We start from the raw sequence: 22,755 nt of genomic DNA on the forward strand, positions 1-22,755 counted from the left end.
GTGCAGACGCCGCAATAGGTGGGCAGGGCGGCCCTGCCGGTCGCGGAAGTCGGCGGATGGTTACCGTGACTGCTTTTGCTGATTTAAGACGAATTGGTTTGGCTATCTGTCAATGCGATTGAACACGGCCTTTTATGGTTGGTTATGGTGGGGGGCTCGCGCAAGATTTTCCGGCTTTGGGCGAAGCCGTAGGCAGGAACGGCGCCAACGAGGCACCAACGCAGTTGGCCGCGCATTTCGCGATGGGGCAATCCGTGCATTAGACCTGTCCGTCGGTGTACGGGAACGGTGGCACGGTGGCGAACCGATGACTTTCGTAACTGCATTTCCCTGAATGCTTGGGTGCGTAGTCGTCGTAGGTCGGGTCTGAGAAGTGCGTGCAATTGTTATTAAGCGTCGTAAGGGCCCGGTACGGTCGCCGCCAAATGCTGCAGGGGTTTAGGGGCCGTAGGGCTGATCCCCGCGGGTGCGGGGGAGACACGCGGGGAGGCGGGGAGGTGAGGCGCCCGAGGGGTTGATCCCCGCGGGTGCGGGGGAGACGCAGCAGCCGTCGACCCGATGCGGCCCGCGATGGGTTGATCCCCGCGGGCGCGGGGGAGACAGGGCGTATTGATTAAGACCGGTGCCCGACACGGGTTGATCCCCGCGGGCGCGGGGGAGACTCTGCTCGCTGCTGCCAAAGCTATGATGGCGCGGGTTGATCCCCGCGGGTGCGGGGGAGACGGCAAGCATCTGGCCCGCACGACGTGATGCGCGGGTTGATCCCCGCGGGTGCGGGGGAGACGCCGACGTCCTGCGCGCCGGAGCCCGCGACGAGGGTTGATCCCCGCGGGTGCGGGGGAGACGGCGATGCTGCAGTTCGGGCAGCGGCCGGGCAGGGTTGATCCCCGCGGGTGCGGGGGAGACCGTGATCTTCGCCGACGACGCGAAACAGCGCGGGGTTGATCCCCGCGGGTGCGGGGGAGACTTCTACGGCAACGCCGCGCTCGACGCTCGCCAGGGTTGATCCCCGCGGGTGCGGGGGAAACAAGATATGCGCCTCGAACAGAATCTTCGGGAGGGGTTGATCCCCGCGGGTGCGGGGGAGACAGCACGGACAACGGCACGCGGGACTTCGAGTGGGGTTGATCCCCGCGGGTGCGGGGGAGACCGCGAGATCGTTCGTCTTCAGTTCCATAGTCAGGGTTGATCCCCGCGGGTGCGGGGGAGACCGGGACGGCACTTCCCCGAATTACAACTTCTCGGGTTGATCCCCGCGGGTGCGGGGGAGACGCAGCAAGTGGGCGCGATCTTCGGAGGTAAGCGGGTTGATCCCCGCGGGTGCGGGGGAGACGGCTAGGCGGTTATGAGTCGATGGGCAGCAAGGGGTTGATCCCCGCGGGTGCGGGGGAGACTTTCCTTGGCCGGCGCGGGGGCCGGCTCGGTAGGGTTGATCCCCGCGGGTGCGGGGGAGACGCGTCGGGTCGCTGTTCGGTGAGCATGGATTCGGGTTGATCCCCGCGGGTGCGGGGGAGACGGCTTCCCGATCGAATTCGACAAACCCTTCACCGGTTGATCCCCGCGGGTGCGGGGGAGACTTCGTCCGCTGCCATGCGAACAGCCCCTCGTCGGGTTGATCCCCGCGGGTGCGGGGGAGACTGCTTGATGGCCTCGCTGGCATAACGACCGACGGGTTGATCCCCGCGGGTGCGGGGGAGACGCAGTCGTGCCCACCCGGCCTGCGATATTGCCGGGTTGATCCCCGCGGGTGCGGGGGAGACCTGACGCATGAGGACAAGGCGACCCGCAATTTGGGTTGATCCCCGCGGGTGCGGGGGAGACTACCTGATCTACCGAGATCATGCCGGTGGCTCGGGTTGATCCCCGCGGGTGCGGGGGAGACCGACCGTTCCAGATCCCCCAGCAGATTGCGCAGGGTTGATCCCCGCGGGTGCGGGGGAGACGTCGGCATCTGCGCGTCAGGCACCCGGCGCTGGGGTTGATCCCCGCGGGTGCGGGGGAGACGCGAAGGTGTCACGCGACCATGACCGGTCCACGGGTTGATCCCCGCGGGTGCGGGGGAGACGGCTACAGGTCGGGCATCGTGCCGCTGGGCGGGGGTTGATCCCCGCGGGTGCGGGGGAGACTAGAAACCGCTCCCAGATATGGTTTGGTGCGAGGGTTGATCCCCGCGGGTGCGGGGGAGACTCCTGCCCCGGCGGCACGACTTGACCGCCCTCGGGTTGATCCCCGCGGGTGCGGGGGAGACGAGGAATAGGTGACTGATAGAGATTGGCAGCCGGGTTGATCCCCGCGGGTGCGGGGGAGACCCGACAACCTGCGTCATCACATCGTCAATTGTGGGTTGATCCCCGCGGGTGCGGGGGAGACCGGCATGCTCCACACCGCCCCGTCCAGGTCCAGGGTTGATCCCCGCGGGTGCGGGGGAGACACCCCGACCAGCTTGGCAAAACCGACGATGTAGGGTTGATCCCCGCGGGTGCGGGGGAGACCGGCGACCAGCCCGGCACCTGGCCAGGTGGTGGGGTTGATCCCCGCGGGTGCGGGGGAGACGCGGGCTTCCTCGGCCTTGTCCAACCACCAGCGGGTTGATCCCCGCGGGTGCGGGGGAGACTTCCGGAACGCTCATACCGCCTCCGCAATCTGGGGTTGATCCCCGCGGGTGCGGGGGAGACTCCGTCCGCCTCGCGACTCGCAGGGCGTTCTTGGGTTGATCCCCGCGGGTGCGGGGGAGACTTCCCTTGCCACATGCGGGCGGCCAACGTGTCGGGTTGATCCCCGCGGGTGCGGGGGAGACTTGATGTTTCCCACCAGCCCTCTTCCCGATCCGGGTTGATCCCCGCGGGTGCGGGGGAGACGAGCGCAAAGTCGATGTTCTGACCGTCGATCCGGGTTGATCCCCGCGGGTGCGGGGGAGACTGTTCGGCCGGATACGGCGGGGAAAAGTCGAAGGGTTGATCCCCGCGGGTGCGGGGGAGACGGGCGGTCGACCACGCTGGATGCCGACATCGAGGGTTGATCCCCGCGGGTGCGGGGGAGACCTCTGCGTCAGTCTGCATGGGGAGCCTCCGGGGGGTTGATCCCCGCGGGTGCGGGGGAGACGTTGGCGATCTGGCCCGCCGATCGGACGACCTGGGTTGATCCCCGCGGGTGCGGGGGAGACCTCAAGTGCCGGCGTCTGATCCGCAGTCCGTGGGGTTGATCCCCGCGGGTGCGGGGGAGACGCATCGGGACGCGGCGGCATGGGCGATGGACCGGGTTGATCCCCGCGGGTGCGGGGGAGACGTCGCGCTGTCATCAATCGTAACACGCGGCTCGGGTTGATCCCCGCGGGTGCGGGGGAGACAAATCCTTGAACCACCGCTGACAGCGCACTCGCGGTTGATCCCCGCGGGTGCGGGGGAGACTCTTTGACGTACCAGTCGATGCCCACGCTAGTGGGTTGATCCCCGCGGGTGCGGGGGAGACATTCGGTGAGGCGGGCTTTCAGGACCCATCCGGGGTTGATCCCCGCGGGTGCGGGGGAGACCCGAGGATGCCGTCGATAGCCGGGGCGATGCGGGGTTGATCCCCGCGGGTGCGGGGGAGACCCACCATGGGCCGTATCGAAGTCGATGGCGTAGGGTTGATCCCCGCGGGTGCGGGGGAGACATCCACGACATTGAGCCCGTCGACGCCCCCGAGGGTTGATCCCCGCGGGTGCGGGGGAGACCCGAACGGGTTGTTCGACCCCGGCGGCATTGACGGTTGATCCCCGCGGGTGCGGGGGAGACTCGTCCTTGGTCATATCAGTGCCTTCCCAGTCGGGTTGATCCCCGCGGGTGCGGGGGAGACTAGAGGTGGATCGAGTCGGCGAAGCTAACGCCGGGTTGATCCCCGCGGGTGCGGGGGAGACCCTACGGTCACCGTGATCCGCGCGAACCGGTAGGGTTGATCCCCGCGGGTGCGGGGGAGACGCGAGGGGTATCGGTACTGTCGTGCTGGAACGGGGTTGATCCCCGCGGGTGCGGGGGAGACATGATGTATTCGGTCGCCTCGCGGATCATACGGGGTTGATCCCCGCGGGTGCGGGGGAGACTCCGTCAGACCGGTGAACGGTGGTCGTCTTGTGGGTTGATCCCCGCGGGTGCGGGGGAGACGCGGTGTTGATGTCCGCCATCGTCTTGGCGCGGGGTTGATCCCCGCGGGTGCGGGGGAGACCCGTGCAGGATCAGGTCGCGGATCGTCTGGCAGGGTTGATCCCCGCGGGTGCGGGGGAGACTCTAGGCGTTAAGTTACGGAAGTTGTTTACTATGTCAAAGACTGTTGGGAGGATGATGTTAAACCTGGCGGGAGGCCAGGGCGCGGCGGACCAATAATATGCCGTCGTGGGAGATTACGTCTTTCGGCGGTTCGCCCAGCACCGACAGGCCGAGGCCGCCGGCGGATGCGGGTTCGGCCCAGCACATCACGATGCTGCCGCGCCGCAACCGGCCGTGCCATTCCTCCACCACGGTCCAGATGCGGCCGCGGACGCCGGCGCTCATGCGCGGCTGAGCATAGACGCCGGGGGCCAGTTCGAGCATCGCCGAGCCGAGGAACCCGCGATAGCGGTCCTCCACGTCGCGGGTGATGACGACCGTCAGCGGCATCAGGTCGCCGCCGCCTCGCCGGGCATCACCAGTGCCTTGATCCGGTCGATCATGCCGGGGATCACGCTGCGCTGTCGAAAGAGCAATGCCGCGCGCTTGCGCACCAGCCGTTCGATCGGCGGCGCGCCGTGCGCCCGCGCCTCCCGCACCGCGCCGAACGCGATGTCGAGCAGCACGTCGTGGCGATAGAGGTCGGCGATGTCGAGCACGAAGCTCTGCCCCGAATCCTCATGCACGAAGCCCAGCTGCGGGATCGCGCCGGTCGAGGCGACCGCAACCGCCGCCGCGGCCGTCATCGCGGAGCCAGCATGGTTGATCGCCTGGTTCGCAAGGTCGCCGCCCTCCGGGTTCTCGCGGTCGTAGCGGCGGCCGTTCCATGCGATGCCGTGGCGTTCGGCGGCCATCACATAGGCGCGCTTGATCCGTGCCCCCTCCTGTCCGCGCAACACGGTGATGTCGCGGGTGCGGACGATCTCGCCAAAGCGCATCGCGTACATCGCCCGCGCGGTTTCCATGCGGAGCTTCGGATCGGCCCAGCGGCGCACCTGCGCGCGGGCCAGTGCCGAACTGTCGGGCATCAGCGGTGGCGCGGTATAGAAGCGGACCGCCCCGTCGCCGATCGCCGCCAGCGCACAGCCATGCCGCGCCAGCAGCCGGAGCGCGTCGTGCGTGACGCTGGACCCCGGCCCCAGCAGCACGATCGAGATGGCGTGATAGGGAATCTGGTAATCGCCCGCGACAAGCGCGCCGCCACCCGCCGTCACGAAGCGCAGGCAGCCGTCCTCCACCTCCAGCCGCCCGCGATCCAGCCATACCAGCCCCTGCCGATCGGCATGGGGGATGCGCGCCTTTTCCAGCCCGAGGCGACCCGACAGCATCTATCCGGCCCGGCCGGGCGGGGCTAGCAGCACCATGCCGTAACCGAACCCGGCATGGCGTCCGATGCCCTTTTTAAGCAGTGTCAGGAAGGCTGCCGGATCGGTGATGGTCAGCGTGCCGCCGATCAGCGCGTCGGGTCCCTCGACCCGGTGGGTGCGCCGCCCTTCGCTGCGATGGGTGTTGCGCAGGGTGCGGGTGCGGCGGAAATGGCGCAGGTCGGCATGGTCGAGCGTCGCGGCACCGCTGAGACGACCGGCCAGCCAGTCGATATACACCGCCGCCCGGTCGACCAGATCGGGGTCGTCGCCCGCCCGTTCGGCGCGTTCGCGCGCGGCGGTGTGGGCGTCGATCTCGCCCGCGCCGGCCAGCCATCCGCCGGCGCGGTCGGTGCGGGCGGCGCGGACGCTCTTGCCGAAGCGGACGACGGGACGCACCCGAACTTCGAAGCCGTAGCGCGCCCCTTCGCGCCATGCCTCCGGCATTGGCCGCAGCCGGGGGGTGTCGAACAGCGCGTCCAGCGCGGCATCGGCGGGGGGCAGCGCGGCGGCGTCGTCAAAGGCGGCAGGGTCCTGCACATAGCCGAGCAGATGCGGCCCCGTTTCATGATCGGGCAGGAAGCGGAACGGACGCGGCGCGGCATCGCCGAACCGGGCGGTGAGCGCGGTGTGGAGCGCATAGCCGAAATCGTCATCGCCCAACCGGCGCGCGACCGCGAAGCCGGCCAGCGCGCGCACGTCGACGGGGATGCGGACGAGGTGCAGCGTCATGGCGTCACCTGTGGCCAGTCGAGCCGGCCCTGCACCACCCGGCGCAAGCCCGCATGGACCCCGGCGGGCCAATGGCGTTCGTCGGTCAGCTCCTCGACCTGCGCGTCGTGGGTCACGACGGCACCGGTCGGTTCGCCATGGGGCCATTGCGCGCGGATCGAAGGGGGAAGGGGCGTATCCACAAGGGCACATCCCTGCGCGAGCGCGTCGAGGATCGTGTCGGCCTCGACGACCGCCAGCAGCAGCGGGCGCGAGGGCAGGAAGGGTTTGCGACCGAGGAATAGCGGACGTTCGGGGCGTTGCAGGGCGTGGGCCAGCGTGTCGAGGTCGGGTGCCGTGTCGGCGGGGTCCAGCCGGCAGGCGATCAGGACGCGCGCATCGGCGTCCATGTCGCGATAGCGGATATGCGGCGATTTGTAGGTGTCGGCACCGCCCGCGCGCCCCTCCACCCGGCCGCGCGTGGTCCAGCCGCGATCGTTCGCGCCCAATTGCGCGGTCTGGAACTCGCGGTCGCGCTGCCCTTCGCCGACGCGCGCCGATCCGATCACCAGCCGCGCCTGCAACGCGGCATGGGCATCGACGTCATGGCGTTCCCAGCCGAGCGCGTTGGCGAACAGCCCCGCGACCATCGACTTCGCCGGAAAATCGCGCACCACGCCATAGGCATCGACCAGATCGCCGCCGAAGCTCATCAGCGGCGCGTCGCAATCGAGCAGCAGGTGTTTCACGCAGCCGCGTCCCGCACGATCGATCCGGCCCAAGCGGCGAGCTCCCGCAGGGGGCCGTTGGCGATGCCGTCAATGGTAAGGTCCGGCATTGCCGTAAGGCGACGCGCCTCGCCGGTTTCGTACAGCCTGTCATAATCGGCGAGGTGCTTTGCCATCGCCTGCGCCGTGCGATGGCCAAGCGACCCTTCGGGATCGTGATCGGTCGCGATCGCATCGCGAAAGGCGTTGGCGAGCGTGCGCGGTTGGCGGTCGCCCGCCTCCACCAGCACCAGTTCGGCACGGCTGTACGGTGCGGTCGACCCCTTCTTGGCGCCCGGCGAGATTTCGGCGACGAGGTGGACCAGATGCTCGACCACCTGCGCGGCCAGCGCGCGGTCGTGGTCGCCGGTCCAGTCCTTCCGGTCGCAACCGGTCAGGTTGGAGACGAGCAGCGGTACGTCGACCACGACATAGCCGTAGTAGAGGCCCGAGGTCAGTTCGGTGTCGAACACGCCCGCCGCGCCGGCATCGTCGCCCTGTTCGCGGTCGCTGAGGTCATCGACGACCGTGAAATAGTCGGTCTCGGTCTGCATCGCGTGCACCGTAAAGGCATGGGCGACATGGATCGCCGCGTCGCGGTTCGCCCGGGTATCGCTGGTCACCATGCGGCCGAACAGCGCGGCCTCCAGCGAGGCGGCGAGCAAATTCTGGTCGCGCAACTGGTTCAGATTGTTCTTCTGTTCCTTCACCCAGATTTCCGCCGCCGCCTTCACGCCGGCTGCGCTGGCGCTTTCGGCGAGCAGGCGTTCGGCCTCCGACGCCAGCCATGCCAGTTCGGGGCGGCCGAACAGCAGGGCCTGTCGCTGCTGCTTGTCCTTCGCGTTCTTCCCATAGAATTTGGTGATGAAGGCTTCCTCGACCGCATCCACCATGTCCTTGTCGAACCGGGTGCGTAAGGGGCCGGTGACGTCGCGCTCGATCGCCTGTTTGGAGCGGACGCCCTCCACGCCGTTCTGCTTCGCCAGTTCGTGCAGTGCGCGGGGATCGTCCGCCATGCGCCAGTGGCGCTTCAGGCATTGCGACGACACGCGGGTGCGGGTGGCGGTGCCGAAGGGCAGGCGCTTGGCAAGGCCGGCATCGTCGCGATTGAGCAGCGCGCCGGGCCAGGCGGCGAGAAAATGGATCTGGATGAATTTCGGCACGATGCCGTCGGTTGCGGTGGTCGTCATGCGAAATCCCCTCAGTTCGATTTGGCCTGCGCGGCGTAGTAATGCCGTGCCAGGCGCAGCCGGGCGGCGTCGGATTTGGCCGGATCGCCGCCCAGCAGGTGATAGATGTCCCACAGGTTCACCGGCTGCCGTTCGCGCGACAGGATGCGGACGGCGAGTGCCAGCTGGTCGCCCAGCGCCTCCCCCCGGCTGGCGAGCAGGCGCAGCAGGCGCTTTTCGGAAAAATTCGCCTCGAACAGCGCCGCGCCGACGCCGCGCCGTTCGTCATGCGGATACAGGGCGGCGGTGCCCGACAGCAGGCCGGCGAAATGGCCGATCAGGCGCAGCCGGGTCCAGTCGTCCTTGATCCGCGCTTCGGGCACCTGCGCGCGGAGCAGCGTCTTGATCGCGACGGCATCGGCGGCGGGCGATCTGGTTAGTTCCATGCGGCGCAGTGCCGCGCGGTCGCTGCTCGACATGCCGTGTACGTGGCGGGAAACCAGCGTCATCCAGTCGTCGGGCTTCGGTGCGGTCGCGGCGGCGGGGTTACTCGCCATGTTCGGCCTCCTTGACCCATTTCTTCATTTCATAATGCAGCAGCGATCCGGCGCGGGCGCGTGCGGGCACGCGGCGGACTTCGGTGCCGGGCGCGGCTTCGGCGGCGATGGCGAACTGGTCGGTCGCGAGGTCGCGCAGCGTTTCGCGCCATGCCATGCGGTGGTTTTCCTCGCTCGCCGCGACTTCGGCCCAGAAAGGCGGATCGAAGAAGATGCCGTCGACCGCTTCGTTGAAGCGGGTCATCCAGCGTTCGATCTTTTTCTTGGCGGAATCATCGTCCAGCCGGGCGCGTTCGGGGCCGCCCTATACCAGCGAGATCAGCGCGCGGCTGAGGCGGCGGCTGGCTTCATAGCCTTCCTCGGCGCGCTGCTTCGCCACCACGCCGATCCGGTCGAGCGGCAGGCGATTGCCGTTGGCGTCGCGCAGCGCGGCCGGCGTGCGGATGGCGCGGCGGTGCAACCCTTCGGTCTTGCCCTGTCCGCGGACCAGCGCGGCGGCGACAATCGACAGGCCGTCGCGGTCGTCGTCGGGATGGGGTTCGGCAAGGTGGGGCCGGGTGATCTTTGCCTTGTCGAGCAGGGTCGCCATCTGGCGATAGCCGAAGCCCGCGCCGGTCGGGGTGTGGCTGGTCGAGCCGTCGGCCTTCATCGGTGCCCAGGGGTCGCGCGTCTTGCCCTTCAGTTCCGACGCGGCGACGCGGGCGCATTTCGATCCGGCGGTGCAGGCTTCGATCGCGTCGCCGCTGCGTTGCAACCGGACGCGGCGGCAAATCTCGACATAGAGTTCGTCAAGCTTGTTGTAGTCGAGCGAGGCCGTGCCGTCCCACGGCACGGTCCACAGCAGCGTCGTGCCGGTGCGGCGGTCGGGGCGGGCGCGGGCGTCGGCGAGGAGGCGTTCGACATCGCGGCGGAACGCCCGGCCTGCGCCGCCGGTCGGGCGGATGCCGAGGCTCATGCGGCTCGCGAAGCCGCCGTTCATGCGGGAGATGCCGTAGTTGCCGGCGCCGAGAAAGCCTTCGGTCGTCTGCAGCGTGACGAGGGCGAACAGCCAGTGTTCGTCATCGGCGGCGATCATGCGCTCCTGCTTCAGGTCGTGATTCTTGGCGGTCACCAGCATGTCGAGCGCATCGGGGGTGGGGACGCGGTTCTTGTAGGCGGCGCGGTCGGTGCCTTGTGCGGTCGGCGGCTGGAGCAGGGCGGGCTTCGACCAGTCGTCGACGACCAGTTCCCATGCCTCGGGCTGGTTGGGGGTGAGGGCGAGGAGCAGGTCGCGCCATGCGGCTTCGGTCGTGGGCAGCGTGTCGGTGCCGGCGTGGATCAGCGCGAGGGCGGCGACCTGTACGGTGAAGGCATGCCACGGCTCGCGCTGGTGCGGGCGGAGCGCGGGGAAGCTCCACGCCTGCCCGCTCGCCAGCGCCGCGAATGCCGCGAACAGCGATCCGCGATGCGTGTCGCCCCGTTCGTCCTGCCAACCGATCATGCACCCCTCCGCCGGGGGCATGGAAGCCGGATCGTCGGGCGGCGTCAAGCCTTTAGGCTCAGCCATGGAACAGCGCGGTTGCATCGGTCAGGACGGTCGGGGCGGTGAGCGCGCGGTCGAGATAGAGGTTGCGGGCCTCGCACGAGGTTTCGGCGACGAGCAGGCAACTGTGGCAGGCGGCACCGCTCAGCGCGCGTTCGTCGCTGTGGTGGTCGGGGTCGTGTTCGGCGCAGATCGGGTCGCCCGAACACAGTGCCAGCCGGTCGAGCGCACGCTCGGCGATGGCGCCCAGGCGGGGGAGGACGGCGACGAGGCCGCCCAGCGTCCCCTGCGCGCCGGTCGAGGCGGTGTAGAGCAGCAGGCCGTAGCGCGGGCCGTCTTCCTCGAGGATTGCGTAGAGCCGTTCCTTGAGCGCGGTGGCGGGGTAGCCGCAGTCGAGGGCGATCTCGTTCATCAGCGCGTGGGAAAAGCCGTGCATCGCGTAATAGGCGAGGTTCGGGAAGCGCAGCTTGTCGCCATAGGCCTGTCCCTGGCGCCAGCGTTCCCAGCCGCTCCACAGCGCTTCGTGGCGGGCCATGACGGCGGGCTTGCCCAGCCAGTCGGCGATGGCTTCGGCGTCGAAGCGCAGGAAGATGCCTTCGCCGCGCTGTTCGACGGCGGGCAACCAGTCGAGATCGGTGGCGAGGGCGGCGCCTTCGACGGCGATGTGCAGTTCCTCCAGATCGCCGTCGATGGCGGTCGGGGCGGCTTCGAAGCGGGTGAATCCGTAGAGGCAGGCGACTTCGCGCAGCCGGTGGACCGCGACGACCGAGGCGATGGGGGAAAGGCGGGGGCGGTCGCCGTCCCATTGGTCGCGGGTCAGGGTGCGGGCGTGGAGGCGGGCGTCGGGGGTGTCGGCGCCGATTTCGGGCAGGCCGGAGGCGAGAAGGTCGAATTCGGCGACCTTGGGTGCCTTTGCCAGATTCTGGTGGCCGGTGGCGCGCAATTGCGCCACGCGGGCGACGATGTCGGCGTCGCTCCACCCCTCCAGCGCCGCCCGCAGCGACGGGTTGGCGCGGCGGGCGAGGGCCATTTCGGCTTCGGTCGTTACCCAGTCGATCGCGTCCATCTGCCCCTCCACCAGCCGGGTCAGTTCGTCCTCTGCCGCCGGCAGCGAGATGACGGTCAGGACCTGCGGGAAATAGGCGTTGGTCGCGGTGCGGGTGAGGAAGCGCAGGTTCTCGCTACAATCGGCTTCGTCCTTGTTTAGCCAGGGGCGGCGGCCGCGACATTTGCCGAAGCGGCCATCGGCCTGCGCGTCACGCAGCGACAGCGCGGCGCCGCAGCCGCAGGTGATGCGGGTCGAGGCGGGATCGCCCGAGGTGCCGCGTTCCTCCAGCCACAAAGGCTGCACGCAGCGGCCGGGCTGGTCGACATGGACGGCGTAGGACCAGTCGATGTCCTGCAGATGCCCCTTGTGACAGCCCGCGACGAAGCGGATCGGGGTGACGGCCACGCGCCGGCCGTCATCGTCGATGAAGTCGGCCCGCCCCTTGGGGTTCAGGTCCTGCCAGCGGACGAGGCGGCGGCGGCGGGTGTCGCCCACCGTTTCCGCATCGCGGGCGACGAACCATGCGGGGAAGATGCGCGCCTCGATCCCCGGCGGTTCGCCATTGCCGGCGCGCGCTTCGTCATCGGCGGGCGGGGTGCGCAGGGTGAGCTGTACGTCGTCGGCCAGCCGCCCGGTCGCGCGCAGCAGCGTTTCGAGCACGGCGACCGCGCGCGGTTCGTGGACCGGACGCCAGCTGCCGCGTTCGCGCATGTGCCACAGGTCCAGCCCGCCGATCACGACCGACCGGGTCGGCAGGTCGACCATCGCGCCGGGACCAAAGCCGAAGACCAGCTGCGATTGGCGAAGCGTGATGCGCTTGCCGGTCATGCCATGTCGCCCGCGCCGCTGACGCGTTCGCCATTGGGACCGCGTGGTTTGACCAGCACGCCGGGTTCGACATCGCGCATACTATAGCCTGCCTGAAACCGCGCATGGGCGGGGGAGAGATTGGCGAGCGCCGGGTCGAGCGGCGGATGGAGCAGGCGGTGGGGCCGGTCGTCAAAGCTGAAGCGCCCGCCGGCCATCGTCCCTTGATCGGCAAGCATCATCCAGTCGTCGAGCAGGCCGGAGATGGTCGCCGCCAGCCGGTCGCGCCCGCCGTCGATGGTTTCCGGCGCACGGTCGACCAGATGCGCGATCACCGCCGCGCGGGTGTCGGGCGCGTTGGCGAGTGCGGCGACGGCGCTGGACGGCGTGAGGCTCGGGTCGAGATGGCGAGCGATCGCCACCACCACCGCCGCCAGCGACCGGTCGAGCGCACGCGCCGACCAGGGCGTGACGCTGGTCGCCTCCACCGCGCGGTAGAAGGTGTCGTGGAAATGGCCGAATTGTTCGAAATGCATCCGGTCGCGCGGGCGGTGGACGTTGAGGACGACCGCGACGAGGCCGGGGCGGGCAGGATTGCGCCCGACGCGGCTGGTCGCCTGGATATATTCGGCCGCAGTCTTGGGCTGGCCCTGCACCAGCATCAGCCCCAGCCGATCGATATCGAGGCCGACCGAGATCATGTTGGTCGCCAGCGCCACGTCGACCGGTTCGCTGGTGCCGTCGAAGCGGGTTTCCAAACGCGCCTTGGCCGCTGCGACCTGATCGGTCGAGACGCGCGAGGTGAGTTCGACCGGTTCGCTTAAGCTGCGATTGCCGAAGGGGCGGTCGACCGGTTCGATCCGGCGGCGGCGGTCGCCATAGTCGGCCAGGCGGTTGGCCACCTCATCCTCGACGATGCGTCGTGCACCGCCCAGCTCGCGCAGCGCGTTGAAGTAGCACAGCGCGGTGCGATAGGCGTCGGCCCCATTCGCTTCATCGGCGCCGTCCGCATCGGCCAGTCCCTGCGCCGCGCCGAGCAGCGTCACCAGCGTTTGCAGGAACACCAGCTTCGGCCCGCGTCCGGCCGCCGCAATGCCGACATACCAGCGGGCCGGATCGTCGGGGCTTTCAGGCTTCGTCAGCGCGAAAAAGCTGTCGCGGCGGTCGATGCCGGGCGGGGGAAAGATGCGGGTGTCGTGGCGGTCGAACAGCGCGCGGATCTGGTCGCGGGCGCGGCGGACGGTGGCGGTCGAGGCGACGATCTTGGGCCGGACCCGCTGTCCGTCGATGGTGCGCGAGGCGAGGCGGTCGATCGCCGCTTCGTAGAGGCCCGCCACCGTGCCCAAGGGGCCGGAGATCAGGTGCAGTTCGTCCTGTACCACCAGATCGGGCGGCGCGAGGTTGTGGCCGTTGTCGAGCGCGCGGCCCTTGCCGGGTTCGGCTGCGCCGTAGAAGCCGCTGTCGTCGGCGCGATCGAAATGGCCGAAGAACGCGCCCGCCGCGCCATTCCATGGCAGCGCCGCGAATTTGTCGACCGTGGCGATCAGGAAGGCGGGAAGGCGGCGATAGATCGCCTGGTCGACCGTCACCACCGGCAGAGCGCGGTCGCCGGTGAAGGCGCAGTCGTGGTTGACGCAGCGCAGTTCGAGATTGGTCGGCGCGTCGCTGTTCGGCACGCAGCGGAAGCTGTGCGGGGTGAAGGGGGTGTTGCACCACGGGCAGGCCTTGATCGGGGCGGGTGCGCGGCTGTCGCGACCGGTGGTATAGGCGCGGACGCGCTTGACGGCGGTGCCGTCGCGCTTGTCGCCTTTGCCGCCCAGCCAATTGGGGCTGGCGTCCGACCCGACCCACAGGCCGATTTCGATCGGCCAGTCGCCGAGCAGCGGGCGTCCGCCATCGTCGCGATAGTCCGGTCCGGTGCGCAGCAGTTCGAGCGCGCAGACGAGGCCTGCCGCGCGGCCGAGCTGGTCGAGGGTCAGCAGGCGCAGGGTATAGCGCATGATGACCGCGACCCCGGCACCGAGCAGGCCGCTGGCCCCCAGGCGTCGCAGCGCGATGGTGCAGGCGGCGAGGCCCAGATACGCCTCCGTCTTGCCGCCGCCGGTCGGGAAGAACAGCAGGTCGGCGGTGTCGCGGTCGCCATGGTGCGGATCGGCCATGCCCGACAGGTTGAGGAGGATGAAGGCGAGCTGGAACGGCCGCCATGCGGGGTGCGTGTTGGTTGGGCGGCGCGCGCGGGTCGCATCGGCGACGGCGCGGTTGGCGATGGCGAAGGCGCGGCGGACGGTGGCGTCCCGCGCCAGCAGCGCGATGCCGGCGGCGATGCGGTCGCAGGCCGTCGCCTGATCGGCGATCAGTTGGCTGGCGGTGCGGACGCGCTGCGGGGCGGTGGCGATGTCGGCGGCGGTCGCCGCGACATGCTGGTCGGTGGACCATGTGCGATAGGCGGTGACGAGCGGTTGCAAGGCGTCGGCAAGGGTCGCGCCGTCGCCCGTCGCCAGCGTGGCCAGATGGTCCATGCCGAACGCCACGTCGGCGACGCTGGCGGCCACGGTGCGCTCGACCGCCGCACGGGGCAGGTGGGTGGTGTGGACCCGGCGGACGACATCATCGGCATCGGCGGCATGGCCGGTCGCGCAACCGAGGCCGACGGCATAGGCGGCGCTGTCGCGATACTGCAGGTCGGCCAGCTGGTCGTCCCAATCGTCGCGGGTGATGCGCGACAGGTCGTGCTGCGCGACGAAGCCGGTGGCGCAATCGAGCGTCAGGCGCACCTGATAGGCATAGGCGAGGTCGCGGTAGCGCGAGGGGGGCTCCAGCCGTTTGTTGACGAGAAACACCGTCACGACCTGCACGTCGCGGGTGGTGCCGTCGGCGCGGGCCAGCGCAAACCGGCGGGCGCGGATGGCGAGTTCCAGCGCGCCGCCGGGCCGCGCGGTGGCGGCCGATCCGATAAGGGGCACGCGGGTGATCCCGTCCGCCTCGCGCGGGATGCGCAGCGTTTCGGTGGCGTGGCGGGGCACGCGCCGCCAGCCGATGGGGGTGCCGTGCGGCTCCGCGCCGCTTTCCAGCATGTCGGGCGGCAGCGGCGGTTCGGGGGCATAGTCGCCCCATTCGATCGTGACCGACAGCGTATCGACGGACGCGTCGACCATGGTCGACAGGCCGATGGTGCTGGGCAGGAAGCGGCGACGGGCAGGCGGTGCCTCCGGCTCGTCATGGTCGCCCGCCGCGCCGCCCGCGCCGAAGCCTTCATCGGGGAGCAGCAGGTCGATTTCGTCCCAGTCGGCATCGGGGGTGTCGTCGGTCCCGGCGGTCAGTTCGCCCGAGGGTGCGATATAGCCGGACAGGTACCAGCGCGACGGGCTTTCGCCCGGCGGCAGGCGTTCGGTGGCGAGATCGGCGTCGTCCGCCTCGCCGGGGCCGATCAGGTTGCGCCGGAGGCGGGCGACCAGTTCGCTGCGTATTTCGGCTGCGTTCATGCCATCCGCTCCATGTTCGCGCGTTCCTCGTTCAGCCGCAGCAGCCGCGCCAGCACCGCGTCGCGCAATGGCGCGCGCCAGAACAGGCGGCCGCGATAGCGGTGGTCGTCTTCGGTTTCGGGATCGAGGAACACCGGCGATTCCTCGGCGGCGAGGTCGTCCCAGCCATAGGCGGCCAGCACCGCGCGATCCATTTGGGCGTGCAGGTCGCGCAGGGTCGCGATGTCGGCATCGGTGTCGGTCGCGCGGTGGAAGCGGTTGTAGGTGGGCGTCATGCCCTGTTCGCGGGTGATCATCAGTTGCGCGCGGTGGTCGTGATAGGCCTGGCCGGCGGCTTCGAGGGTGGGGTCGGTGTCGAAGGCCGGGGGCAGGGGGAAGGTTTCGAAACAGTCGGACGGGGTGTAGCGCAGGTCGTCCTTCATCGAGGAGGCGAAGGCGCGCGCCCAGACTTCGTGCACGCGGGATTGGAGCGTGGCGAAGGCGGCGAACGTATCAAGGGCAAAGACGGCCGTCGTGTGCGAATACACTGATCCGTTTGGCAGCCGAGCAAAAGCCATATGCGGCGTCGCCCCACAATTCACGACCAGAACCACCGGCAACCCGGCGATCGCGGCATAGAGTCCGGGACGTTTCTCCGCGTACTGCCACCATCGCTGTCGGAGCGCTGGTCGATCCTGTAGGTCCCTGTCCGGCTTTACCCGCGTGCGCACGATCCCGAGCAGGTCAGGCCAGTCCGCTGCGACGGATAGCGGATAGTCGGTGGCGACAATTCCAAGGCGGAGCTGATCCTGTTGCACGATAGCGCTCAGTTCCGACCAGCGGGAATCGTCTTCTGCGCGACGCAACGGCCGGTCAAAGAAATCAACGACATAGCGATGATGCGCGAAGGTTGGAGAGTTGTTGACTTCCTCGCCGCCAAGATAGGGTTTGATGACGTTGGCGTTTTTCGGATCGCTGGCGATCAGCCGGTGCATTTCGTGCAGCGGCGTCGCCTTGCCCTTCGCCGCGTTCACATCGTCGAAGGTAAATCCCATCCCGAGCAGGAACGAACCGATGAACGCCTTGCCCGCATTGGCCTTCAGCGCTGCCGGCGAGCCGTCCAGATCGCCCTCCATCAGATAGGCCGAGATGCGGCGCACCGGGCGGCCGTCCAGCACCGGCACGCCGTCGTCCGGCCCGCGCCGGACGAAGACCTGCGCGACGACGACGGCCGCTTCGCCTTCCCACACATGGCGGCTGACCGCGCGGGTGATGGTGCCGCCGTCGGCCAGGATGCGGGTCAGGCCGCTGTCGCGGGTGTCGCCCTGGCGGATGGTGTTGGTCGCGATCAGGCCGAAGGTGCCGCCGACGCGCAACAGGCTGAAGGCGCGGCGAAAGAAATGCGCGGCGAGGTCGGCATTGCCGTGCGTGCCGTCGTGCAGCGTCTTCAGCCAGTCGGGATAGGCGGCGGCGTGGCCGGCGGCGATGGTGTTCTTGCCGGCGAACGGCGGGTTGCCGATGATCGCGTCGAACCCCGGATTGGGGCGGCTGAACACATCGTCGAACGCCAGTTCCCAGTGAAAGCCCTCGATCCCGATCGGGTCGGCGTGCAGTGCCGCCTGCAGCGTGGCGAGGCGGTCCCAGCCGATGTCGTCGGGGGCCAGCACCGCCTGCTGCACCTCCGCCAGCCGGGCGAGGCGGTCGCGCGCGTTGCTGCCGGAAAAGAACGACCAGAGGACCGCATCGGCGATCCGGTGGGCGCGCCGCAGTGCCTCCGTGGCGGCGAGGTTGCGGCGTTCCTGCGTCGCATAGGGCGCGATCTCCGCCTCTTGCCGCATCAGCCGGCGCAGTTCGGCGGCGGCGGCGATGCCGTCCTGCACGATCGCCTCGACGAAGCCGTGCTGGCGCGACACCTTGCCCCAGGTTACCGCGACGATGTTCGGGTTGGGCAGGCCGACCAGACTGTCGCCCGAACGGAGCACCGCGTCGAGGAAGGTGAATTCATGCGCGCTCGCCAGCGTCTCCAGCCAGAGCGAGAGCTTGGCGAGGTCGATGGCGAGGGGGTTGCGGTCGACGCCGCGCAGGCAGTGTTGCGCCACCAGCCGTTTGGCGTGGAGCAGTTCATGTTCGTCGGCCGGGATCGTCGGGCGCTGCGCGGGCCAGCGGGTCCACGCGGCGACCAGGCGTTCGCCCAGCTGGCGGCATGCTTCGACCAGGAACGCGCCCGATCCGGCGGCGGGGTCGCAGACTTTCAGGTCGAGCACGTCGGCTGAGCCGGCGTCGGGACCGATCCGGGCGAAGGCGGGGGCGAGCGCATGGGCAACGATCGGGCCGGTCAGGCTGGGCGGGGTATAGTGGCTGCCGGTGCGGCGGCGTTCGTCGGTGGGTTGCAGGATCGGGGTGCCCGCCGCGACCGGCGCGCAGCCGGGTGACGCGCGGGTGTCGGCGACCGGGGCGAGCGCGGCGGCGAGGGCCGCTGTGTCGGTGCCGGTCTTCAGCGCACGCGATACCGGGGTCGGCCATGCGCCGCGTCCGGTGGTGGTCTTCAGCCACTTCTCCCGCTCGCTGCCGGGCAGCGCGGCCAGCGCGGACAGGTCGACCCAGACCGGCACGCGGTTCGCCTTGCCCGCGCGGATCGCCAGCATCGGGGCGGGCGCGCACTGTGCGGTGAAGCCCATCACCGTTTCATAGACCGAGCCGATCTGTTCGACGCTGAGCGCGCGGTAGGCGATGCGTTCGCCCCGGTCGATCAGCAGCGCGTCGAGGATGCGCAGGACGCAGCCGTCGCCGACCGGCAGTACTGCCTCCGCATCGCCCGGCGCGTCGCGGCCGAGCAGGAAGGGGAAGGCGTCCTCGTCGAACAATTTGCCGCCGCGCGCCTGCATGAAGCCCGACGGATCGCCGCGCCCGACCAGCCGGAACAGCGCGACCAGCCGCCCCCAGCTGCCACGCCGTTCGTCCATCACATCGGGATAGAGCGCGGCATCGTCGCGCAGCCGCAGGTGGAGCGCGCCGAGCGCATAGCCCTGCTCATACAGGGTCGCCGCCGCCCCGCCGGGCTGCGAGGGCATCAGCGCGCGATCCTCGGCATAGAGGACGAAGACCAGCCGCAGCAGGACGGTCAGCAGCCCTTCGTAGAGATGCTGCGGCCGGTCCTGCGCCAAGGTCCGCACGCGCGCGGGGTCGGCGGCGTCCAGTCCGCGCAGCAGTTCGTGGAGCGACGCCAGTACCTGCCCCGCCAGCCGAGTCGACACATCGGCCTGCGCCGCGCGACTTTCGGCGAGGAGGGCGGGCAGGCGGTGCGACGGCGGGCCGGTGAACAGCGCGTGGCCGTCGAGCAGTAGCTTCAGCCCGCCCAGCATCCCGCGCCCGGCAACATCCGACAAGGGGGCGAGCGGCCAGCTCATATGCCCCGACACCTCGCCGCGCGGGGTGACGACCAAGCGGAGGATGGCTTCGGTGGTCGCGCCCTCCCGCCGGCCGGTTTCGCGTGCGCCGATAAGGATGCCCGCACCGATGCCGGTTTCGCGGAGCAGCCGTTCGAAGCGCTGCTGCGCGGTCGCCTCCCACCCGTCGAGCGTGCCGCGCCGGTCGAGCAACAGGTCCGGTGCCTCGATCCGCACCAGCAGTTGCGGTGTCCCGTCCGCCGCCAGCACCGCCCAATGCGGTTCGAGCAAGATGTCGAGTTCGGGGAAGGTCACCCGCAGCGTGTCAGGCAACGGCGGCCCACCGGGCGCGCCCGCGACCCGCGAGGCGGGCCAGCCGAGGACGTCGCGGAAGAGCTGCCACGGGTCGCGGTCGAACCCGGCCAAGGCGGTCGCCACGGCGGCACTGTCGGCGGCGTCCTGCGGCGTGACCCATGCGCCGATCCGGGTGAGCGCGGCGGGGGCGACGACCAGCCCGACCGGTTGGAGATAGCCGATCCAGTCGTGCGGGCCGCTGGCCGGGTTCATGTGGCCGGCCACAGATAGACCAGCCCGATCGGTTCCAGCCGGGTGGCGTGGATGCGGGCGGCGGCGCGCAGCCGTTCGGGTTCGCGGACCAGTTCGTCGTCCAGCCGGGTGGCGGCGCGATCCCACGACCGGCGGTCGGCAGCGCGCTGCCGCGCTTCGGCGGGGTCGAGCAGCAGGTCGAGCTGCCCGCTATCGGTGCCACGCTCGCGCAGGATACGGGCGATGCGTTGCTTGAGCAGCGTTTCCAGCCCCTGCGCCTCGGCAGCGGCGCGGCGGGTGAGGTCGTGGGCGACCCGTGTCGCACGGGCCTCGGCGCGTTCGGCCAGCACCGGGCGGAGGTCGGCGACGTCGCGCGCCGCACTGGCGGTCGCGAGACGCACCGTGTCGATATCGGCATCGTTCGCATCGCGTAGCGCGGCGAGCAGTTCGTCCAGCACCCGCGCCTCCGCCTCGCGCCCCTCGGCCAGTGCGCGCAGGGGCGCATCGTCGCGCCAGTCGGCGGCGACGCTCAGCACCTCTTCATGCAGCCGTGCCGCCTGTTCGCCATAGAGCGCGAGGCGGCCGAGCAGGACGACACGGGGGCTGGCGGTGGTGGCGGTTCGGATGACGCAGCAGCGCTCCAGCCCCTGCCGGAACCCCGCCGACAGGAACCGGCCGAGCAGTCGGCGGACGAGACGGTGTTCGAGGTGCAGCTGCACCACATCGCCGGCATCGCGCCCGTCGGGCAGGATCGCGGGCGCGAAACTCAACCGGCGGACGGCGGCGTCGGGGCTGGCGCGCCATTCGCCGGGACGCTCGCCGGGGCGGGCGGGGCGGCCGCGCAGTTCGTCGATCAGCGGGCTCCAGCTGGGGTCGCCCGCCAGACGCGGTTCGTCGAGCGCGAAGACCTGGGTGTTGCCGATCGCGCCGGGCATGGTCCAGTCGCCGCCCGACCGGTGGAGCGCCAGTTCGACCACCGACTGCAATTCGGCGGGGTCGACCCCGACCCGCGCGCGTGCCCTTTCCAAAGCGAGCGCAAGGTCGGCCTGTTCGCGCCGCAGCCGGGCGAGGCGGGCATCGGCCCCGTCGTCGAGATCGCGGACGGCGGCGGCGACGCGGGCGTCGGCCTCCGCATCGCGGATGCGGTGGGCGAGGTCGCGGGCACCGTCGCGGTCGATGCCGCTGCGGAAACTTTCGGCGATGCGATCGCCCAGTACCTGTCCGGCGGACCCCAGCTGGCGGCGGATCGCCTCGGTCTTGCGCACCAGCGCGTCGAGTACGACGTCCTCGGGCCGCTGGGCATAGGTGAAGTAGCGGCAGGTGACGGTATCGCTGGGTTGCAGCTTGCGGTCGATGCGGCCGTTGCGCTGTTCCAGCCGCGACGGGTTCCATGGCAGGTCGACATGGATCAGGTCGTGGCACCCCGATTGCAGGTTGATGCCTTCGCGCGCTGCATCGGTGCAGATCAGGATGCGCGAGGGGCTGGCGGGATCGTTGAAGGCGCGCTTGATATCCTCGCGTCGTTCGGTCGAGGTGATGCCGGTGAAGCTGTCGATCCGCGCTGCCTGATCCGGGTCGGCGGGGTCGGTCAGCACCGACAGCTGGCGCTGCAACCAGCGGCGCGTATCCTCATATTCGGTGAACAGGATCAGCCGCCGGTCGCGCCAGTTGCCGCCTGCGTCGAGCAGGTGGTCGCGAACCCAGTCGAGCAGCCAGCGGACGCGGGCATCGGGACCGGTGCGGTGGGCATCGGCCAGCGCCAGCATCGCGGCGGCATGGGCGCGTTCGGCGGCGAGGGTGGCGGGCGCAGCGTCCTGTGTGCCGGCCAGCGCGTCGGCCTGGGCACGGGCGTCTTCGCTGCTGGCGAGCAGGTCGAGCGCGGCATCCTCCTGCGCCGCGAGGTCGGGGGTTTCGGGTTCGACATCCTCGGCCACCATCGCCGCCGCCGCGCCGGCGATGGCACGGTCGAGGCCGTCGATATGGACCTTCAGCGTGCGGGCAAAGGCCGGGATCGAGGACAGCAGCCGTTGCTGCAGCCCGACGAAGCTGAGGCGCGCCTGTGCCCGCCGCGCCGGGGGCAGGGTGGCGATCCGAGCCTCCCGCAGCCGGCGATAATCGGCGAGCATGGCGGCGAGCACCAGTTCGGGCGCGTCGTCGGGCAGGCCGTCGATCACGATCGGCTCGACGATCCGTTCGGGGAAACGCTCGCCCAGCGCGCGCAGGTCGCTCTTCAACCGTCGGACCATGACCGGTTCGAGGTCGGCGGGCTTCACCGCCAGCCCCCGCGTAAACCGCTGCGGATCGAGCAGTTCGAGCAGGGTCGCGAAGCTGTTGGGGTGGCCGTTATGCGGCGTGGCGGACAGGAACAGGCGATGTTCGAACCGGTCGGACAGGTCGCGCAGCGAACGCGTGAACTGGCTCTCGATCGCATAGCGCCCGCCGCCGGCCGGCGCGGCGTGGTGCGCTTCGTCGAGGATCAGCAGCGATCGTGCGCGGAAATCGTCCAGCACGTCGCGCAAGGGCGCGACATAGGCTTCGTCGCCCAGCAACCGGTGCGACAGGATGAAGCGCGATCCCGCCGCCCAAGGGTTCGCGCCATAGCCGCGACGGCGGCGCAGCGCCTCCAGATGGCGGGCGTCGATGATGTCGAAGGCGAGGCCGAACTTGCTTTGCAATTCGTCGCGCCACTGGGTGGTCATCGCGGCAGGCGCGAGGACCACGGTGAAGTCGACCCGGCGGCGCAGCAGCAGCTCGCGCAGGACCAGCCCCGCCTCGACCGTCTTGCCCAGCCCCACATCGTCGGCGATCAGCAGGTTGACGCGCGGCAGGCGCAGCGCCTTGCGCAAGGGGAGCAATTGATAGGGGTCGAGCCGGATGCCGGCGCGGAACGGGGCCTGGAACAGGTCGCGTTCGGCCGCCGTCGCGGTGCGCCAGCGGACGGTGCGCAGATAGGCGGAAAAGCTGGCGGCATCGCCCCCGCCGACGCCGCCTTCGCGCCCGAGTGACGCCCATGCCTCCTCATCATGCAGCCGGGCGTCGACCTCCGCGCTCCACAGCACGCGGGCATCCTCGCCGCTGGCGTCGTCGTCGATACAGGCGAGGCGGTGGCCGTCGAACGGGCCGTCGGGCTGCCCCTCTACCATCCACAACCGTCCGCGCAGCGACACGAACTGGCCGATCCCCGGCTGGACCGGGCGGATGCCGCTGTGGCTGGCCATGGTGGTTCCCCTCTCGCC

The 22,755-nt window shown here is 70.0% G+C and carries 12 protein-coding genes and 1 CRISPR repeat array; all 12 genes read right to left on the bottom strand.

What is annotated here, in order from left to right:
- The first annotated feature begins 450 nt into the window (after positions 1 to 450).
- A CRISPR array of direct repeats spans positions 451 to 4,261; the repeat unit is 29 nt; unit sequence GGGTTGATCCCCGCGGGTGCGGGGGAGAC.
- 58 nt (positions 4,262 to 4,319) lie between these two features.
- Genes cas2e through drmD form a run of 12 tightly spaced genes read right to left on the bottom strand, consistent with a single transcriptional unit; the run spans position 4,320 to position 22,737 of the window.
- Entirely contained in the window at positions 4,320 to 4,631 is a 312-nt protein-coding gene (gene cas2e, locus ASE58_RS06515) for a type I-E CRISPR-associated endoribonuclease Cas2e (protein WP_055762995.1), read from the bottom strand.
- A complete protein-coding gene (gene cas1e / locus ASE58_RS06520) occupies positions 4,631 to 5,509 on the bottom strand; it encodes a type I-E CRISPR-associated endonuclease Cas1e (protein ID WP_055818970.1) in 879 nt (292 codons plus the stop codon). Before cas1e ends, cas2e begins: the two co-directional genes overlap by 1 nt.
- On the bottom strand, positions 5,510 to 6,277 hold the full coding sequence (locus tag ASE58_RS06525; protein WP_055818973.1) for a type I-E CRISPR-associated protein Cas6/Cse3/CasE: 768 nt from the start codon (positions 6,275 to 6,277) through the stop codon (positions 5,510 to 5,512). It lies immediately after the preceding gene.
- Positions 6,274 to 7,005 carry a type I-E CRISPR-associated protein Cas5/CasD gene (cas5e, locus tag ASE58_RS06530; RefSeq protein WP_200909303.1) on the bottom strand — a complete coding sequence of 244 codons (732 nt, stop codon included), beginning with the start codon at positions 7,003 to 7,005 and terminating at the stop codon, positions 6,274 to 6,276. Before cas5e ends, ASE58_RS06525 begins: the two co-directional genes overlap by 4 nt.
- Positions 7,002 to 8,213: a type I-E CRISPR-associated protein Cas7/Cse4/CasC gene (cas7e, locus tag ASE58_RS06535; RefSeq protein WP_055818976.1), complete on the bottom strand. Its 1,212-nt coding sequence runs from the start codon at positions 8,211 to 8,213 to the stop codon at positions 7,002 to 7,004. Before cas7e ends, cas5e begins: the two co-directional genes overlap by 4 nt.
- A gap of 11 nt (positions 8,214 to 8,224) precedes the next feature.
- Complete coding sequence (locus ASE58_RS06540; protein ID WP_055818980.1) at positions 8,225 to 8,749, bottom strand: type I-E CRISPR-associated protein Cse2/CasB; 525 nt, start codon at positions 8,747 to 8,749, stop codon at positions 8,225 to 8,227.
- Positions 8,739 to 8,993, bottom strand: a complete 255-nt coding sequence (locus ASE58_RS06545) for a hypothetical protein (protein WP_055818982.1) — start codon at positions 8,991 to 8,993, stop codon at positions 8,739 to 8,741. Before ASE58_RS06545 ends, ASE58_RS06540 begins: the two co-directional genes overlap by 11 nt.
- A gap of 60 nt (positions 8,994 to 9,053) precedes the next feature.
- Positions 9,054 to 10,229, bottom strand: a complete 1,176-nt coding sequence (locus ASE58_RS06550) for a hypothetical protein (RefSeq protein WP_055818985.1) — start codon at positions 10,227 to 10,229, stop codon at positions 9,054 to 9,056.
- Between the two features lie 58 nt (positions 10,230 to 10,287).
- On the bottom strand, positions 10,288 to 12,147 hold the full coding sequence (gene drmB, locus ASE58_RS06555; protein ID WP_055818988.1) for a DUF1998 domain-containing protein: 1,860 nt from the start codon (positions 12,145 to 12,147) through the stop codon (positions 10,288 to 10,290).
- A complete protein-coding gene (drmA, locus tag ASE58_RS06560) occupies positions 12,144 to 15,608 on the bottom strand; it encodes a DISARM system helicase DrmA (RefSeq protein WP_055818990.1) in 3,465 nt (1,154 codons plus the stop codon). The genes drmB and drmA overlap by 4 nt, the downstream gene beginning before the upstream one ends.
- Positions 15,605 to 19,540, bottom strand: coding sequence for an Eco57I restriction-modification methylase domain-containing protein (locus ASE58_RS06565; protein ID WP_082467723.1), 3,936 nt, complete (start codon positions 19,538 to 19,540; stop codon positions 15,605 to 15,607). The genes drmA and ASE58_RS06565 overlap by 4 nt, the downstream gene beginning before the upstream one ends.
- Complete coding sequence (gene drmD, locus ASE58_RS06570) at positions 19,537 to 22,737, bottom strand: DISARM system SNF2-like helicase DrmD (RefSeq protein WP_055818992.1); 3,201 nt, start codon at positions 22,735 to 22,737, stop codon at positions 19,537 to 19,539. The genes ASE58_RS06565 and drmD overlap by 4 nt, the downstream gene beginning before the upstream one ends.
- Positions 22,738 to 22,755 lie beyond the last annotated feature (18 nt).

The organism is Sphingomonas sp. Leaf9 (genome assembly GCF_001421355.1).
GTDB lineage: Bacteria > Pseudomonadota > Alphaproteobacteria > Sphingomonadales > Sphingomonadaceae > Sphingomonas.

Excerpts from the sequence above, each read along its gene's own strand:
- cas2e (WP_055762995.1), bottom strand. The coding sequence starts at position 4,631 with ATGCCGCTGACGGTCGTCATCACCCGCGACGTGGAGGACCGCTATCGC.
- cas1e (WP_055818970.1), bottom strand. The coding sequence starts at position 5,509 with ATGCTGTCGGGTCGCCTCGGGCTGGAAAAGGCGCGCATCCCCCATGCC.
- ASE58_RS06525 (WP_055818973.1), bottom strand. The coding sequence starts at position 6,277 with ATGACGCTGCACCTCGTCCGCATCCCCGTCGACGTGCGCGCGCTGGCC.
- cas7e (WP_055818976.1), bottom strand. The coding sequence starts at position 8,213 with ATGACGACCACCGCAACCGACGGCATCGTGCCGAAATTCATCCAGATC.
- ASE58_RS06540 (WP_055818980.1), bottom strand. The coding sequence starts at position 8,749 with ATGGCGAGTAACCCCGCCGCCGCGACCGCACCGAAGCCCGACGACTGG.
- ASE58_RS06545 (WP_055818982.1), bottom strand. The coding sequence starts at position 8,993 with ATGACCCGCTTCAACGAAGCGGTCGACGGCATCTTCTTCGATCCGCCT.
- ASE58_RS06550 (WP_055818985.1), bottom strand. The coding sequence starts at position 10,229 with ATGATCGGTTGGCAGGACGAACGGGGCGACACGCATCGCGGATCGCTG.
- drmB (WP_055818988.1), bottom strand. The coding sequence starts at position 12,147 with ATGACCGGCAAGCGCATCACGCTTCGCCAATCGCAGCTGGTCTTCGGC.
- drmA (WP_055818990.1), bottom strand. The coding sequence starts at position 15,608 with ATGAACGCAGCCGAAATACGCAGCGAACTGGTCGCCCGCCTCCGGCGC.
- ASE58_RS06565 (WP_082467723.1), bottom strand. The coding sequence starts at position 19,540 with ATGAACCCGGCCAGCGGCCCGCACGACTGGATCGGCTATCTCCAACCG.
- drmD (WP_055818992.1), bottom strand. The coding sequence starts at position 22,737 with ATGGCCAGCCACAGCGGCATCCGCCCGGTCCAGCCGGGGATCGGCCAG.